Genomic DNA, 15,976 nt, shown 5'->3' with positions numbered 1-15,976 from the left:
CTGGGCCGCGCTAGGCAGCGGGCTGTCGGCGGGGCGCTCCGGTGTGGTGTGGCCGTCGGCGACGAGGACGAGGTCGTAGCCGTGCGAGAGCGCGCTGCGGCTGGTGGAGTCGACGCAGTACTCGGTGGCGAAGCCGGTGACGACCACACGTCGGACGCCATGTTCACGCAGGAGCCCGTCGAGCGGTGTGTCCAGGAAGGAGTCGGCGCTGCATTTGTCCAGCACGATGTCGTCCGGCTGCGGAGCCACCGCCGGATGGATGTCCAGCAACTCAGTCGGCACGCCCGGAAGATCGACCTGCTGCCGCAGGTAGAGGACGGGCACACCGGCTGCCTGGGCGCGCCCGGCGAGTTCGGCGACGCGGGTCAGGCAGGCCTCAGCATCGTGGGCCTCTGCCACCAGGGCGCTCTGCACGTCGACGATGAGCAGCGCGGTATCCGGCACATCCGGCAGCCTATCCCCCGGGCCGGGTTCGGGAAACCGCCGTCGACCTCGCCCCGGACGAGCGGGGAGGCCGCACAGATCCGGATGTGTTGAAGACGCCTCGGCTACTCGACCGAGCACACCGCGGCCGCCTTCCGTGACCGACTGCCGGAAATCCCCGAACTGGAGTCTGGCGTTGGGCTGGTCGCGGGCGGACACCATCGACCAGATCGGCTCCCTCTACACGGCCGACGGGCTGATGCCGCCGACGCCTATCGGAGCCGATGCCGTGCCGGTGGGAACACGCCCCGCAGGGAGAGAAACCGGGCGCGGACTACGCCGTGAGGCTGTGCCGCGTCCACCGCGCGATCTATCACCGGGAGGCACCTGACGTGCAAGGTCCGTCGACCGAGTGAGGCCGGGCCTGTGGCGCGGCGGTGGCGAGCCGCAGTCATCGGCGGTCAGCTGACCTCCGGCAGGGCTTCCTGGGAGACCTCCTCGTCGGCTTTCTGCCGCGCCAGACGGGCGTTGTATTCGCGGACCGTTGTCAGCCATCGCCACGGTTGGGTCTCGTCCAGTGATGGGCCGGGCCCCGGGAATTGCCGTCCCCGTTCCGATCCGCCCCACTGACCGATGGCATGTTCAGCCCCGACAACCGGACCCTGGCTGCTGTCCATCGGACGGACAAGACGGTCTGGCTGATCGATATCAGCGACATCGGTCGCCCCAGGAAGGTGACGCAACTACCGGCGTCCGGCTCCTGGCTCCACGCGACTGCCTTCTCCGCGGACGGCCACCGACTGGCAGCCGGCTCCGCGGACGGCAAGATCCTTCTGTGGGACGTGAGTGGTGCGGGTGCTCCCACCGTCCTCACCGGCCACTCGAGTGCGGTACCGGCCGTGGCGTTCGGCCGGCACGGCAACACCCTGGCCACCGGCGGCAACGACTTCACGATCCGGCTGTGGGATACCCGTCTGGAGAGGGTCTCCGCCCGCATCTGCGACAGCGCGTACCCGCGGATCACCAGGGCCGAATGGGCACGGTACTTCGCAGCGGTCGAATTCAACCCACCCTGCCCCTCCACATGACATCCGTCACCGCCCATCCCCAGGCGCCAACGGCGGGAGAGTCCGTAGACGGTTCGCCACGGCCCCTACTCCCGGGGCAGGTCCCGCTACGGAGCACCCGTCCGCACCCGCCAGCAAGCCGCCCGCACACGGCCGGACTGCACGGCTGCGCCCGGGAACCGCTGAGCGCCCCGGAGACACATCAGCCCCCGGTCGGCCGGCCCTGCCACTCTGATCCCACGCACATCGACGTGATCATCGCCGAGCGGGGATATCAGGGCTGATCCCACTCGCCGCCGCGGCCGCCGACGTCATGGCTCTCTTGTGTTTCGTACGGCGTTCAGTCAATTCGCCGCCTGCACGGACCATTTCGGTGAGCGTCCCAGTGTGGCCAGGATGCGGTCCAGCAGAGGGCCGGCGTCCGGGGCGGGGAGTCCGGGGCGGAAGGACGCGCCCGGCTCGCGCCGGTTCTGGCCGTCCGGTACTTCCTCCGCGTACGGCAGGACGGCGGCGAGCGTCTCGTCGTCGAAGGGGGCGGGAACACCCAGGGAGGCGACGACGTCCCAGCCGTGCACGACGTAGTCGACGAAGTGGAAGCCGATGGCGATGCGGGCCGGGAACATCTGGCCGCCCCGCACCTCCGGCAGCCAGAACTCGCCGTCGAGCACACCCGCGCGGGCGAACGCGACAGTGACCCGGGCCGAGGAGGCACGGAAGGTCCCCGCCGGATCGTCGTCCACGACCCGGTCCGCCCAGACGGAGGCGTCGGTCACCTCCCCGTCGGCGGCGGCCGCGAACCCGTGGTTCTGGCCGGTCATATGGGCCAGCAGTTTCCGGAGCGTCCACTGCGAGCAGGGTGTCGGCAGGCCCAGGTGCTCGGGCCTGACCTGGTCGACGATCGCTTCGGTGACTTCCAGTGCCCGGCGGTCAAAGGGTCGGATGTCAGTCATCTCGCTCATCTCTCGGCAGGGATCACTTGGGCAAGGAGCGTCTGTGCCGGGCTGCAGGCACGGGTGGGCGGCCGCCCGGCCTTCCGCACTCAAGCGTGCGCTCGCGTGGCTGCCTGGCAGCCGTTTTCGGCCATGCGCGCGGGATGGTGCACAGAGCGGCGCTGCACACGACTCCGGCGGCCGCGAGTACCGGTCAGCCGTGCACGGGATACAGGGCTGACGCGAGGGCGCTGCCGACGACGCCCGCGAGAACGCCGGCCGTCATGCAGGCGGTGGTCGCACGGGCGGTGTGGCCGGGTCGGGCGGCGAGGAGGGTGGACTGGTTGGTGATGCGCTGGGCCTGCATACCGGCGTCGAGCAGCGCGATCCCGGTGATCACCCCGGCCGGGCCGAGGGCGTGACCGTGCCCGGCCGCGATCAGGATGAGCCAGGCTGTGCCGGTGGCGGCCCAGCCGAGTCGGCAGACGGCCGAGCCGTTCCCCTCGTCGAACCATCTCCCGTCGTGCCTCGCGATGAGCGCACCAATGACACCGATGACCCCGAACAGCCCGATCGCCACGTCCGAGTAGGCATACGGCGCGGCCGACAGCGAAGCCGTTTGAACCGGTGCAGCCAGGCGAAGGCGCGCTCGACCACACAGCGCACCTTGCCCGATCCGGATCCGGCACGTCGGGGACCGGTGCCGCGAGGCAACTGCCTGAAGCCTCGCCCCCCGCACCGCGACGGACGACGCCGGTTGCGGACTGAAGATCGTCAAGCAGTAGGCTCATTCCGCAACACGACGCGAAGGGGAGTTCGGTGGCGCGGGTTGCGGTGGTCGGTGGGGGTATCAGCGGGCTCGGGACGGCGCTCATGCTTGGCCGACGGGGCCACACGGTCACGTTGTTCGAGCAGGACGCGCGGCAGGCCGGAGAGGACCTGGACAGGGACTTCTTCCACTGGGACAGGCCCCGAGTCCCGCAGGCCATCCAGCCCCACTCGCTGCTCGCGCCCGTCCGCACCGTGTTGCGCACCGAGGCCCCTGATGTCTACACGGACCTGCTGTCACGGGGAGCCCGGGAGTACCACGAGTTCGACTGGTTCGGAGAGCATCCGCCGCATCGGCCTGGCGATGAGGACTTGGTGACCCTGCGCACCCGCCGCATCGTGCTGGAGGCCGCCCTGGCCGCAACCGTGCGGCGGGAACGCACAGTTGAGGTGCGGCGAGGCTGCCGGGTGCAGGCCCTCACCTTCCAGAAGGGCCGTCCTGCCCGGGTCACCGGCGTGCAGGTGGGCGCGGAAATGCACCAGGCGGATCTCGTCGTCGATGCGTCCGGTCGTCGCTCGCCGGTGCCCGCCTGGCTGATCGCGGCCGGCTGCCGTCCGCCTGTGGTCGACAGCCACCGCATCGGGATCGGTTATCTGTGCCGCTGGTACCGTCTGCGTGCCGATGGCCCGCGTGGCCCCGGACGGGTGAAGACCGGCTCGGCCGCACCCTTCGCGCTCGCCGGCGTCTTCCCTTCCGACAACGACACCTTCGCGGTGAGCCTGGTGCTCTCCACGGGTGATCCGACCCGCGGTGCGCTCACCGACCCTGCCGTGTTCGAGGCCGTCGCGCGCCGATTCCCCGCGACCGCCGCCTGGCTCGACCTTGCCCCCGAACCGCACTCCGCCGTCCTTGCGATGGCCGGCCTGGACAACCGCTGGACCGCCCTCGCGGACGATGACGGACCTGTCGTCACCGGCCTGGTCAACGCCGGGGACAGCCTCATCCACACCAATCCCACCTTCGGCCATGGCGTGGCTCTCGGCCTGCGTGCCGCCCAGCACCTCGCCACCCATGTCGACCAGATCACCGCGGACCCCATGGGCTACCACACGTGGACGGCACAGGCCCTCCGCCCGTGGTTCGACGCGCAGGTGACGGCCGACCGCGCCGACGAGCAACGCCTCGCCGAGGGCTCACCACCCGAAGATCGGCGAGCCGCCGCCATCGCCGCCTGTGCCTTTGACGATCCCGTCGTCATGCGAGCCCGAGCACAGGTACGCCATCTCCTGCGCCCAGCCAGCGACGCCTACGGCACCGATGAAATGGATCGACACGTCACCGCCTGGCTGGCTGCCCACCCGGACTTCACGCCGAAACACGACGGCCCGACCCGAGATCAGTGGGATGCACTCGTCCCAGGCTGAGCGCTGGCCGGCACCTCGACTTCGGCGCCCTGTGTCGGCAAACGAACGTCTGCCGACACTCCCCCCGTGATCACGAACCGCAGGTGAGCAGTCCCACGATCAGCTACGCCGTGCGAAAGGAATCGCTTGCGAAGTCTTCTCCTCCGGGGCGAGCAGCATCTGGCCCTCAACCTCGAATGCAGCGTCGCGCAACCAGGTGGCCGCCGCAGCCCGGGGTCTTCACCCGTGATTCGTTGTCGACGTGAAACAGGAGTTGCTGGACGAGCTCGGCTCCCGCGGCGAGCAGGACTGGACCCGGTGTGCAGTCGGCTCGGTGAACATTCGCGCGGTGAAAGGGGGGAATGACAGGTGCGATTCCCATGAATCGGGGCAAGTACGGTTCGAAGATCCACTTGATCACCGAGCGAACCGGTCTGCCCCTGTCCGCAGGGATTTTCGGGCGCCAATCCGCACACCGGTCAGGTACTGCTCCCTCTCCTGACGGGCATCCCGCCGATCCGGTCCCGCCGCGGTCGACGTCGACGCAGGCCGGACAAGCCGCACGCCGACAAGGCCTACGACTGCGAACACCTGGGGCGATGGTCATGCAAGCGTGGCATCCCCCGTCTCCGGGGCCCTCTCCACCCCGCGAGCCGCCTTCGCGGACCCACGAGAGATCCGTCACCGCGCGTCGCGCAGCTGAAGAAGGTATGCCGCAGTCAGCGCAACGGCACGGTCCCCGTCATGCGACAGCTCCACGAGGGCACGTGCCGCCCTCGTCCCCGGGATGCCCCCCAGCGTCTGGGTCAGCCGCCCGCGTGCAGGCGCCTTGGTGGTGTCGTGGGCGAGGCGGTCGTCGAGCCTGGTCGCGATCTGATCCGCCGCCGCGGTGTCGCTCGCCAGCACGCTCAATGCATCGGCTGCATCGGTGTCGTTCCTTCCCTCCACGATCATGTCGATGAGCGCCGGGACCGCATCGGCCACACCACGTGTGCCGAGCGCCAGAGCCGCATACCCGCGGACCACGACGTCGGGGTTCGCGAGGGCATCCCGCAGCTGCGCGGTCGCTTCATCACCGGGCATCTCGGCGAGGGACCGAACGGCACGTTCCCGCACCACGGCCACCGGTGAGCCGAGGCCCTCCGCCAGCAGCGCCGGGGCACCGTCGCCCGATCGCGCCAGCGCCCATCGAAGGGCCCCGGCGACGTTCGGCTCCGTCTCGCTGAGTGCCGCCTCGACCAGGGCCTCCACCGGCACCGGAACCGCGTCGACCGAGGAGAGGGCCGCGCGCTGGCGCGCGGCGGCGCTGTTCGACCCCAGTGCTTGGAGGAGCGCAACGACCTGGAGGACGTCCTCCCAGCCGGCGGGGTCCGCGGCATGGATCCGGCAGAGCCGCGTGAGCAGCTCGGTCTCGGCCGCGATGCGGTCGCGCGTCTGACGGATGAGGTCGTCGACGAGTGCCGCGGGCGTGAAGCTGGGATCGTCGAGCGCGCGTCCGATCTCCCGCAGCGACAGTCCCAGCGACCGCAGGCTCTCGATATGGAAGATCCGCTGAATGTCCGCGCCGGAGTACTCCCGATATCCGGAGCCGGTACGACCCGAAGGGCGCACCAGGCCGAGCGACTCGTAATGCCGGAGCATGCGGGCACTGACCCCGGACCGTCGCGCCACCTCACCGATCAACACGTCCTATTGTCCCTCCTGGCCAGACCCGCCGAGGGCCACGACGCGCTTCGCCTCCTCGATCGCGAATTCGAATCCGGCGTCCGGGTCGCGCAACAGATGTTGCGTGGCGAGCGCGTGCGCGCGCATGTGCGGGTCAGGGGCCGTCGTCGCAGAACGCAGAGCCGGCACGATCACTTCACCCAGCGCGACCAGCGCCCGACTGAGACTCAGTCGCGTCTCCCGCTCACCGCGCCCGAGCTGCGTCGCCAACACCGTGGCCAACGCGGACTCCTCGCCTTCCGGCACGAGCACGACCGCGGCCCGCCAGGCGCTTCGCGCCACCTCGTCGTCGGCGTCGGACAGGAGTGTCCGTGTGATCGCCGGCCACGCCTGCCTGTCCCCGATCTTGGACAGCGTGTGCAGCGCCTGGCTCCGTGCCTGCGCGCGGTCCGAGCGAACTTCGCGGAGCAGCTCGGGAAGCGTCATGGACACGGGGTGGCGGGTGAGCGCCCAGGTCAGCATGTCGCGGACGAAAAACTCGGGCTCTACCGCGCATCGCTCGATGAGCTTGTCGACGAAGCGCGGGTCAGGCGTCATGCCGACCCCCAGAGCAGTCTGCAGTCGCACGGACGAACGGCCGTCCTCCAACCCCTGGAGCGCTCGTACCGCATCCGTGTCCTGTCTCGTGATCGTCATCGAGACCACCTCCTTGGCAAGCAGTGAAGACCCTGTCACCGTGTCAAGGTCAAACAGGGCCCACTGCGCGAGCACCAGTCACCTGCTGCGTCCCGACCGTGCGCTTTGAGTGTCGTGAAGTTGCTGGTCACGGGGCTGGCATGCGCGGGGGCGGGGGTATTCGTGTGCGCCACGGGGGATGGCTGCGGTGAAGATCGTCGGCCACTGGTCCACTTCGCGGTTCGTCAAGACCAGCAGGGCCCTGGCCGGGGCGGTCACCCACCTCGGGTCGGTGCAGGCCTGGCCGAGGACCCGCCAGTTCTTCAGCTGGGCCAAGCCGTGCTCGACCGAGTTCCGGACGGCCGCCCACACCCCGACCGCCTCCGGAAAACCCAGGTCAGTGGCGCCCTTTCTGCCCTGCAGGCCAACAGTCCAGCTGGTCGCGGGCGCCCAGTTCGTCGAGCACCAAGCGGTACAGCTTCGCCCAGACCCTCGCTTTGCTCCACTCCGAGAAGCGGCGATCCCTCCGGCCGACGGCTGGATGCCGTGGTCCGGCAGACGACGAGTGGCGCGAGTTCCAGGGCGACGTCGACCGTCAAGGACTCCCGGCTGACCTGCGGTCAATTCGCATGGTCGTCCCGTGGGTTACTGGCGGCAGCATGGATCTGGCTGAGCAGGTCGCGGTGCCTGCAGAGCTCTTCCAGCAATGGCACCATCGGCACCGCCTTCTCCACCGTCACGGTAGGAGGACCATGATCCGACAGCGGCCCCGCTCAACAAACTGGCAGCACGTCCCAGCCGGAGAGCCTGTCCCGAACTAACTGCCTAGCTCTTCGGCGAAACCTTGGCGGGCTTGTCGCACAGGGCGTGGTCGACGAGGGCGCCCGTCGCGCGGTTGAGGGCGGCCAGGTCCGGCGGCGCGGTCGTCGTGGTGATGGAGACAGTCAGCGCGCGCTTGCCGTCCGCGCTCACCGCGGGGCGGGTGTTGACGCCTGCCCCGTCGCCCTCGTGGGTGTAGTAGAAACCGCCGCAGGAAAGCGGGATCTTGCGCAGCCCGAGACCGTAGGTGCCCTCGGGCATCTCCGTCACATCGTCCGGGTCGTCGGTCCGCTGGACGGTCTGCCGCATCTCACGCCACTGCTTGTCGGGCAGCAGCCTCCCACCGGCCAGGGCGCGGAAGAAGGTGTTCAGGTCGGCGGTGGTGCTCACCACACCTGAGTCCGCGGTGTGCTGGAGGCTGTGCTCGGTGACGTCGAGACGCTTGCCGTCGGCGCCGGTGAGGTACGCGTCCACGTGGGGGGCGGGCAGGTGTGGGTCGAGCCCGGGAATGGAGGTGTCCTGCAGTCCCAGCTTGGCGATCACCCGGTGCTCGACCAGCTCCTTCCAGTCCGCGCCGCCGGCCTTTTCGGCGATCATCGCGGCCAGCAGGTAGTTGGTGTTGGAGTACGCCCATCGGGTGGCCCCGCCCGGCTCGGGTACGAAGGTCGGCCGGTGCTTCATGGCCACCGCGACCAGATCGGCCGCGGGCGTGGCATCGTAGCGGTTCTCGTCGAAGTGGTTGATCAGCCGGTCCTGGATCTCCGGGTCGTCGATGTAGTCGTACAGGCCGCTGGTCTGGCGCAGCAGGTCGCGGACGGTGATGCGGCTGCCGTCGTTGTTGTTGCCCGCGACGACCCCCGGCAACCAGTGCTCGACGGTGTCATCCAGCGACAGCCGTTTCTCCGCCACGAGTTGCAGGACTACGGTCGCCGTGAACGCCTTCGTCGTGCTCGCCGTGCGGAAGTGCGCATTCCACGGGATCGGGTCGGAGGAGTCGGCCGTCCGGGTGCCGATACGTGCCATGAGCGGCGCGCCGTGCGGCCCGTCGACCCTGGCCAGCACGTTCACATCGCCTCCTCCGGCCTCTCGCACCCGCGCCAGGTCCTGCCGCAGCACGTCCTTGTTGTAGGAGTGCCTCGACGCCGAGTGCCCGGCGGTGGCGGCGGTCGCGGCCATGGGCGAGGCCAGCGCGAGAAGCGCTGCGGTCAGTACGACGGTGCTGGTCTTCCTCGACGACGACATCTGCATGATCGAATCCCTCGGTGCTGTAGGTCCTGGTCGGTGACGATCACCAGCCAACCGGATCCGCAGGCGCGAGAGGATGGCGCTGCCCTCCGAATGAGGGGTGTACGTAGCCCCCCTACGAGCTGTGGTTTTCAGCTGCCTCCCCGGTGGCGAGCAGGGGAGAAGCCCGAGCGCATCGTCTACGCACCCGACGACGCCGACTCGGACGAATGGGCAGTTACGAACTCTGAAGTCGGGACGGGGCCCTTCCCGCGGTCCCGGAACGGGCGCCGTTGGTCAGCGTGAGTTCAGCGTCCGCCGGACCCGGCTGGTCGAGTTCATCCGCAGTCTGACCGAGCACATCGTGGAAGCCGGCTCAACGGCTGGCTGGGCGAAGAAGAAGGTCTCCGGATCAGCCTCGAAGCCGCCCGCAACGAGCTCACCGCCACGGACGGCATCCGGGACAAGAGCGTCTTCCGGTTCGCCGATCTCGGAATCCAGTAGATCAGGGACTAGAGGAGACCTCTTGATCATCAAAACGAATCTGTCCTTCAGCCTGGTGAGCGATCAACCGGCGCGAACCAGTGAGCCTTCGCTGCCGAGCACGTCGAGGATGTGGGGCCACGCAGCCTTGCCCAGGAGCACGTCAGCTTCGGGTGTACCCCCATACTTGAAGTGCGGGGACGCCGATGCCGGGCTCTCACCAGGAAGGCGTGGTCGGTGGCCTGCGTCGTCGCGGGCGATCAGACGTACGGCCGCCCCGGCCGAGCGCCGACGCTGAGCCAGCTGTTCGGCGAAGGGAAGCGACGGCCACATGGCGTCGTCGCCGCCTGCTACCAAGAGCAGATCGGCTCTGGCCTCTTCCACGGGTATCTCCGTCGGCGCAAGCGAGTGAGCGAAGGTCCGCTCGCTCAGTTCGTACCATCCGCGGATGGCGACGGGGCCGCCGTCCGACTCCGTGGGAGTCCAGGAATCGTCCATCGGGACAAAGGGCAGCGGCCGCTCCCGCCAGGTCCAGGACGAGCGGTACGGGTGGCGCGCACCGTCGTGGCCTGGGCCGACGTTGCACCAGACCCGCGAGGTGGGCGACACCGCGATGGCCACGTCCACGCGTGAGTCGTGCACCGCCGTCAGCAAGGCGGCTTCAGCGCCCTTCGAAGTGCCGAGGATTCCGATGCGGTGCGCTCCGCCCCGTCGGAGGAAGTCGACGGCGGCGGTGAAGGTCTCCAAGGGAACTTCACAGATTCCTGGGGACTGCCCAGGCCCGCCGAACCAACGGATCGCCAAGGTTGTGAAGCCTTGCTGAGCGAGGATGCGCGCTCGCTCGCGTTCGATGCGCCCGCTGGATCCTGCCAGGACCAGCACGCCGACGTCACCGCCGCGAGCAGGAGCGAACAGAACGCCCTCCCAAGGATCAGTCAGCTCCCGCTCGCTGATGTCCACTCGCTCCCCCTGTCGTCGCAACTCTCAGGAATCCCCGTCCAGAACGCGGCGTGCGACGCACTTACCACAGCTACATCGCACCCCGCCTCCATTCACATGGAGGTCTCCATCATGGCGCCCCGCACGCCACCTGAGTTACACCGTGTCCTACGTGGTGAGGCTGACGTTGGGCCGACAAGGGGCGGGGAACGTGCAGTTGGATCGTGCCGGACGGGCTGTGGGAGATCGCCGAGCCGCTGATTCCGGAGCAACGGGCACGGCCGCAGGACGGCGGGACGGCCAACGCGCCTGATGAGACGCTGTTCGCGGCCATCATCTACGTGCTGGTCAGCGGCTGCGCCCGGCGGTCGCTGCCGCCCTGCTTCGGTGTCTCGAAGTCCACAGCCCACCGACGGCGTCTCATCCGGTCGAGAGCCGGGGTGTGGGGCCGGCTGCACGAGGCGGTCCTGCACCGGCTCGACGACGTCGGCCTGGTCGATGTCACCCGTGCCGTTCTCGCCTCTGCCCAGGTTCGGGCAAGAAAGGGTCCTGAGGTCGGTCACCGTCTCGTCACTGGCGCTCAAGGGTGCGGGTCACGCCGGATGCGAACCTGGTCGGCGATGACGGCGGCGTCCTTGGCGTCGGTCTCGCCTTCGCCGCAGTAGCTCTCAGAGGCACGGTGGATGGCCCGGACGGAGATGTAGCTGATGCCTCCCGGCGGACGACCTCGCTGTCGATTCCCGACGGAGCGAACTTTCGCTATTCCCCATGGGCAACCGAGTCGTTGCGGGGCGCCAGGCTGCCAATCGATGGAAGCCACAAGCGGCAGAAGGTTGGAAGCCACACCGGACGCCCTGGGTAGGAGAACCCTACGAAGGGCTCGCCCTGTCCGGTCGAGAACCTAGGGAAGGTTGAGGGGCACCGCGGCGCTTGGAACCTTCACCGAGAACCATGCATCAGTTCAGGCAGCGAACCACGGAACCCGGCAAGCGTGGGGCGCCATTCCTTCCGGGCACAAAGCCTTGATCACTGCCTTGCGGATCGCTCGCCACGTCCGCAGGGAACACGCCAGGTGGACGCGCAGCTCAACCGCTTCCCGCTCGCCGCTGTTCTGGCCAGGATGTTCGAAGGCCCACTGTTCCGCCAGAGAGCCGTACATCTCAGCGGTCGTCAGGTCACTATCGGGATAGGTGCGCGCAACGTCCGCCTTGACGATCCGGGCGCTTCGGAAACCTACAGTCCGGTCGATGAGTTCCCTGACGCTTGCCAGCCCCTGCTCGTCTGCGTACAAGCCGAGCCTCAGAATTCGCGTCCTCATGATGGAACGAACCTACTGACCATCAGCCTTCAGCGACAACGATTAACCTTCAACGGCACGGGACATGAGGCAGGCATTCCGACTCTTCCAATATTCGGGTGCGCCAATACACGTGCAGCCAGACGCACACAGGGTCCTCGAGGCCCGGGAGCGCCTGGAGGCTTCGTTGACCATCGCCACATGCGACTATCCGCCCTGGCTCCCGCGGACAGGGCGCAGAGCTGCTGGCCTGGTCAAGTGTGCTGTGCGACCGCTCGCCGAGCGGCGTCCAGCGCCTCTTTGCTGTCGAACGGCAGGGAAGGGGCGCAGGCATCGCCCTGAGGGAAACTGCGCAGGGCCTCGGCTCCCGGCAGATCCGTCGGCAGCAACAGAGGCGTACGCGGCGGATCGATCCGTTCTGCCGGTTCATCTCCGGAACCGGCCGTATCAGGCACTCCTCGCCCAAGGCCGGCACATCGAAGCCGTACTTGCCCCGCCCGGATCACGCGGGGCTGGGTGGGTCCGGCCGCTCCGCAACGTTCCGGGCGGCGGCGGCCTGACGCCCCGCCGACTTCCCCGCCCCCAGCCCCGTCCACGGACGGCCACCGACGACCGCAAGGCGGGACTAAGGCCACCGACAGAGCCCCGGCCAGGATGGTGCCAAGGCTGGAACGGCGACACCGGAGGCGACGATGGGGCGAACGGCACAGACCGGTGACGGTCCCAGGGATGTCATCTGGGACATCACCTACGCGTGCCCGCTGCGATGTGTGCACTGCTACTCCGAGTCGGGCCGGCGCCCCACCCGGCAGGCGGACCGTGACCGGATGCTGCGGATCGCCGACGCGATCGCCGCGCTGCGCCCCGGCGTGGTGTCGCTCGGCGGCGGGGAACCGCTGGCGGTGCCCTGGATCGACGAGGTCGCCCGGCGGTTCACCGACGGGGGCATCAAGGTGGTCCTCTACACGGGGGGCTGGCCGGTAACCCGGGCCATGGTGGAACGACTCGCGGACGTGTGCTATCGCTTCGTGGTCAGCCTCGACGGGCCGAACGCCGAGGTGCACGACCGGATCCGGGGCAGGGCGGGATCGTTCGACCGGGCCCTGCGCACGCTGGGACTGCTGGACGAGGTCTCCCGCGCGCGCCGTGGGCAAGGCCTGAAATCCCTTCAGTTCGGTACCGACTATGTCGTGGTGCGCAGCAACGCCGATCACCTCGACGAGTTCTGCGCCCGGCTCGCGCCCCGCTTCCCCGAGATGCGGATCCTGTCGTTCCAGGCGGTGATTCCCGCCGGGCTCGCCAGCCGGCCCGGATTCGTCGAGCGGGAACTGCCGGACGACGAGCTGGTGCGCCGGCTGGGCAGTGAGCAGGAGCGGGCGCGTCTTGCCGCTCTCGCGCCGCCCGGCGTTCTGGTGCTCACTTCGGACAACCTCGAGCTGCGGATGGCTCCCGACCAGGTGGCGCGTGGGCTGGGTTTCCAGGTCATCCAGGTGGAGCCGGACGGCGAGGTGCGGGCCATGCCCGTGTACGAGGGGACGGTCGGCAATCTCCTCGATGAGCCGGTGGACGTGCTCTGGCGGCGGGCTCTGGAGAGGTGGGCCGACCCGTTCGTGACCCGCACGCTGTCCGCGGTCCGCACCATGGCCGACTGGGCGGAAGCGGTGCGGCTCCTGGACCACCGCTTCGGCACGGATGCCGACCGCGCCCGGTTCGCCCGCCGCCCCGACCTGCCCGTCCGTCCCGTCGGCTTGAGCGGAGGCAGGTGACATGATCCACGACACGGTGCTGCTCGACGTCGTGACGGCGGTGCTCTCACGCGCCGAAAACAATGACGCCGGTGCTCCGGGCGAGTGGCGGGTACGGGCCGGGGACTTCTGGTGCTACGTCTCCCCACCCCGCGAGGCGCAACAGGTGCAGGGCTGGAAGCTGCACGTCTCGGCGACGCCGCTGTCGGCGCCCGTCGTGCTGTCGCGTGCCGCAGAGGTGCTGGTACGTCGCGGCTGCCGGTTCAAGTTCGCCGGGACCCTCGAGCGTGCGGGCGAGCTGATCTCCCGGCACTACGAGCGGGGCGGCGGCGGGAAGTTCCTCACCGTCTACCCGGAAGGCGACGACGACTGGCTGCGAGACCTGGCCGGTGAGCTGCACCGGGCAACCCTGGGGCTCCCCGGGCCGGGCATCCTGTCCGACCTTCCGTGCTTCCCGCACAGCCTTGTCCACTACCGGTACGGCGTCTTCAACGGGGTCACCACGCTGGACGGCGACGGGATGCGTGCTGCGATGCTCATCGCCCCTGACGGGACGCTCGTCCGGGACGGCCGCCGGCCCTGGTTCGCTCCGCCGCCGTGGGCTCCGCGCGATCCGTTCGCGCCCCGGCACGTCGCCGAACCGCCGAAGCCCGCACCGGTGTTGCTCCATGGGCGATTCCTCGTGCACGGGGTCATCCGGCACGCCTTCGCCGGTGGTGTCTACCGGGCTGTGGACCAGGACACCGGGGACGCGGTCATCATCAAACAGGCGCGTCGTCACACGGCAGCCACGCTGGCCGGGGGTGACGCGCGCGACATGCGGCGCCACGAGGCAAGGATGCTGGAGGATTTCGCCGACAGCGGCTTCACCCCGCGCCCGGTGGCGTTGTTCGAGCAGCAGGGTGACCTGTTCCTGGTCCAGGAAGCCATCACGGGTGTCACGCTGCGCCGTTGGGTGCTCGACCGGCTGGTCCTCGACGACGGCGACCATTGGGGGCCCGACCCTGGCGAGGCGCTCGGCACGGCCCGCCGACTGGCCGAGACGATGCGTGCGGTGCACCACAGGGGCTGGGTCCTGCGGGACTTCAATCCCAACAACGTGATGGTCACCGGCGACGGCACCCTGCGGCTGGTCGACCTGGAGACGCTCGCCCGTCCGGGAGAGCCCGTTCTGCGCGTCCACACCCCGGGGTACGCGGCGGCCGAGCAGGTGCACGCGGCGCGCATCGATGCCGCGCCCGGGATCCAGTCCGACCTGTACAGCCTCGGCGCCACCCTGTTCTATCTGGCCACCGGAGTCGACCCGCTGCTCGCCCCGGGTGACGGCGGCGTCGGTGCGGACAAGGAGCGGCTGGCCTCATGGCTGGGACGGCTGTCGGCGGGCAACCCGGCCGCGCGTCGCCTCGCCCCACTCGTACGGGCGCTGCTGGACGACGACCCCACGGCGCGGCCCGCCCTGGACGAGGTGCTGCACCGGTTGCGCACGCCGGAGCGCGAGCGGGCGCGGTCCCGTCCGGCTCCGGTGTCACGGCGCATCGGAGAGGGCGAACTCAAGCAGCTCGTCACAGACGGTCTCGACCATCTGCTCGCCACCATGGACCCACGGCGCTCCGACCGGCTGTGGCCCTCCGGCCCCGCCGGCACCGCGTCGGACCCGTTCAACGTCCAGCACGGCGCCGCCGGAGTGCTCGGCGTCCTGGTCCTCGCCCATCGGCTCGAGCCGCAGCCGGCCCTGCGTACGGCGGTGCGCTCGGCGGCGGACTGGATCAGCGGGCTGGTGGGGCGCGAACCGCGCTGTCTGCCGGGGCTGTACTACGGGCGCTCGGGCACCGCCTGGGCGCTGCTGGACGCAGCCGGGCTGCTGGAGGACACGTCGCTGCTGGCACACGCCACGGGGCTGGCGGCACAGACGCCGGTCGAGGGGCCGGTGCCCGATGTCTGCCACGGTGTGGCCGGGGCCGGACTGACCCAGCTGCGGTTCTGGGAGGCCACCGCAGAGCCGCGGTTCCTGGACCGGGCTCGGCGGGCGGCCGGGGCGGTGGCGGCCCTGGCGGTGCGCAGGGACGGCCTGCTGCTGTGGCCGATTCCCCGGGAGGCGCTGGCGAGTTCCGGCACTCTCGCCCACTACGGGTTCGCGCACGGCGTGGCGGGGGTCGGCGCCTTCCTCCTGGCGGCCGCACGGGCCACCGGCACGGCCGCGCACTCCGAGCTGGCCATCGAGGCCGCCCGGACCCTGCTCGGCGTCGCCGAGGTGGAGGACGGGGCTGCGTACTGGCGGACCGGGGAGCCGGGCAGCGCACGCAAGACCCACTGGTGCAGCGGCTCCTCGGGAGCGGGCACCTTCCTGCTGCACGCCTGGCAGGAGACAGGCGACGAGGATTTCCTGACGGTGGCCCGGCAGGCGGCCGTGGCCGTGCGCCGTACCCGCTGGCACGAAGGGCCCACCCAGTGCCACGGCCTCGCCGGGGACGGCGAGTTCCTGCTCGACCTCGCTCAGGCCACCGGCGACGTCACGTACCGGGGCTGGGCCGCGGAGCT

13 protein-coding genes and 4 pseudogenes are annotated in these 15,976 nt (G+C 69.8%); 6 read left to right on the top strand and 11 right to left on the bottom strand.

What is annotated here, in order from left to right; translation table 11 throughout:
• Nucleotides 1-444 (bottom strand): isochorismatase family protein (locus AB0H32_RS40035; protein WP_361131811.1); only part of this gene is annotated, 444 nt, incomplete at its 3' end.
• 617 nt (nucleotides 445-1,061) lie between these two features.
• Here AB0H32_RS40035 and AB0H32_RS40030 point away from each other — a divergent pair.
• The gene (locus AB0H32_RS40030) at nucleotides 1,062-1,511 is read left to right on the top strand and encodes a hypothetical protein (protein ID WP_361131808.1); all 450 of its coding nucleotides are present in this window, start codon (nucleotides 1,062-1,064) and stop codon (nucleotides 1,509-1,511) included.
• A gap of 323 nt (nucleotides 1,512-1,834) precedes the next feature.
• Here the strand turns inward: AB0H32_RS40030 and AB0H32_RS40025 are convergent, their stop codons facing one another.
• From AB0H32_RS40025 to AB0H32_RS40015, 3 genes and pseudogenes are all read right to left on the bottom strand, one after another.
• Nucleotides 1,835-2,440 (bottom strand): TIGR03086 family metal-binding protein, encoded by a 606-nt coding sequence (locus AB0H32_RS40025; protein ID WP_361131806.1) that lies wholly within the window; start codon nucleotides 2,438-2,440, stop codon nucleotides 1,835-1,837.
• 193 nt (nucleotides 2,441-2,633) lie between these two features.
• Nucleotides 2,634-2,999: a hypothetical protein gene (locus tag AB0H32_RS40020; RefSeq protein WP_361131814.1), complete on the bottom strand. Its 366-nt coding sequence runs from the start codon at nucleotides 2,997-2,999 to the stop codon at nucleotides 2,634-2,636.
• A gap of 23 nt (nucleotides 3,000-3,022) precedes the next feature.
• A pseudogene (locus AB0H32_RS40015) lies at nucleotides 3,023-3,103 on the bottom strand (IS5/IS1182 family transposase); the annotation flags it as partial.
• A 135-nt stretch (nucleotides 3,104-3,238) separates the two neighbouring features.
• Here AB0H32_RS40015 and AB0H32_RS40010 point away from each other — a divergent pair.
• Nucleotides 3,239-4,612, top strand: a complete 1,374-nt coding sequence (locus AB0H32_RS40010; RefSeq protein WP_361131803.1) for an FAD-dependent oxidoreductase — start codon at nucleotides 3,239-3,241, stop codon at nucleotides 4,610-4,612.
• 486 nt (nucleotides 4,613-5,098) lie between these two features.
• Nucleotides 5,099-5,221, top strand: a pseudogene (locus AB0H32_RS40005) (IS5/IS1182 family transposase); the annotation flags it as partial.
• 51 nt (nucleotides 5,222-5,272) lie between these two features.
• Here AB0H32_RS40005 and AB0H32_RS40000 read toward each other — a convergent pair.
• From AB0H32_RS40000 to AB0H32_RS39975, 6 genes and pseudogenes are all read right to left on the bottom strand, one after another.
• Nucleotides 5,273-6,277, bottom strand: coding sequence for a MerR family transcriptional regulator (locus AB0H32_RS40000; protein WP_361131800.1), 1,005 nt, complete (start codon nucleotides 6,275-6,277; stop codon nucleotides 5,273-5,275).
• Nucleotides 6,278-6,280: 3 nt separating this feature from the next.
• Nucleotides 6,281-6,952 carry a HEAT repeat domain-containing protein gene (locus AB0H32_RS39995; protein ID WP_361131798.1) on the bottom strand — a complete coding sequence of 224 codons (672 nt, stop codon included), beginning with the start codon at nucleotides 6,950-6,952 and terminating at the stop codon, nucleotides 6,281-6,283.
• A gap of 409 nt (nucleotides 6,953-7,361) precedes the next feature.
• Nucleotides 7,362-7,451 (bottom strand): annotated as a pseudogene (locus AB0H32_RS39990) (IS5/IS1182 family transposase); the annotation flags it as partial.
• Between the two features lie 305 nt (nucleotides 7,452-7,756).
• Nucleotides 7,757-8,998, bottom strand: coding sequence for a serine hydrolase domain-containing protein (locus tag AB0H32_RS39985; RefSeq protein ID WP_361131795.1), 1,242 nt, complete (start codon nucleotides 8,996-8,998; stop codon nucleotides 7,757-7,759).
• A 273-nt stretch (nucleotides 8,999-9,271) separates the two neighbouring features.
• On the bottom strand, nucleotides 9,272-9,508 hold the full coding sequence (locus tag AB0H32_RS39980) for a hypothetical protein (protein WP_361131792.1): 237 nt from the start codon (nucleotides 9,506-9,508) through the stop codon (nucleotides 9,272-9,274).
• A 33-nt stretch (nucleotides 9,509-9,541) separates the two neighbouring features.
• Nucleotides 9,542-10,417 carry an acyl-CoA thioester hydrolase/BAAT C-terminal domain-containing protein gene (locus AB0H32_RS39975; RefSeq protein ID WP_361131789.1) on the bottom strand — a complete coding sequence of 292 codons (876 nt, stop codon included), beginning with the start codon at nucleotides 10,415-10,417 and terminating at the stop codon, nucleotides 9,542-9,544.
• A gap of 200 nt (nucleotides 10,418-10,617) precedes the next feature.
• Between AB0H32_RS39975 and AB0H32_RS39970 the strand changes: the two are divergent.
• Nucleotides 10,618-10,950: pseudogene (locus tag AB0H32_RS39970) on the top strand (transposase); the annotation flags it as partial.
• 407 nt (nucleotides 10,951-11,357) lie between these two features.
• On the opposite strand, the gene AB0H32_RS39965 reads toward AB0H32_RS39970, so the two are convergent.
• Nucleotides 11,358-11,687, bottom strand: coding sequence for a hypothetical protein (locus tag AB0H32_RS39965; RefSeq protein WP_361131786.1), 330 nt, complete (start codon nucleotides 11,685-11,687; stop codon nucleotides 11,358-11,360).
• A gap of 698 nt (nucleotides 11,688-12,385) precedes the next feature.
• Here AB0H32_RS39965 and AB0H32_RS39960 point away from each other — a divergent pair.
• Complete coding sequence (locus tag AB0H32_RS39960) at nucleotides 12,386-13,459, top strand: radical SAM protein (protein ID WP_361131783.1); 1,074 nt, start codon at nucleotides 12,386-12,388, stop codon at nucleotides 13,457-13,459.
• 1 nt (nucleotide 13,460) lies between these two features.
• Nucleotides 13,461-15,976: class IV lanthionine synthetase LanL (gene lanL, locus AB0H32_RS39955; RefSeq protein ID WP_361131780.1), on the top strand; the 2,516-nt coding region annotated here is incomplete at its 3' end.

The sequence above is a fragment of the Streptomyces sp. NPDC020362 genome, from assembly GCF_040642095.1.
Lineage (GTDB): Bacteria > Actinomycetota > Actinomycetes > Streptomycetales > Streptomycetaceae > Streptomyces.
The sequence above is the reverse complement of the archived record's forward strand: the minus strand, read 5'-3'. Positions and strand labels throughout refer to the sequence as shown.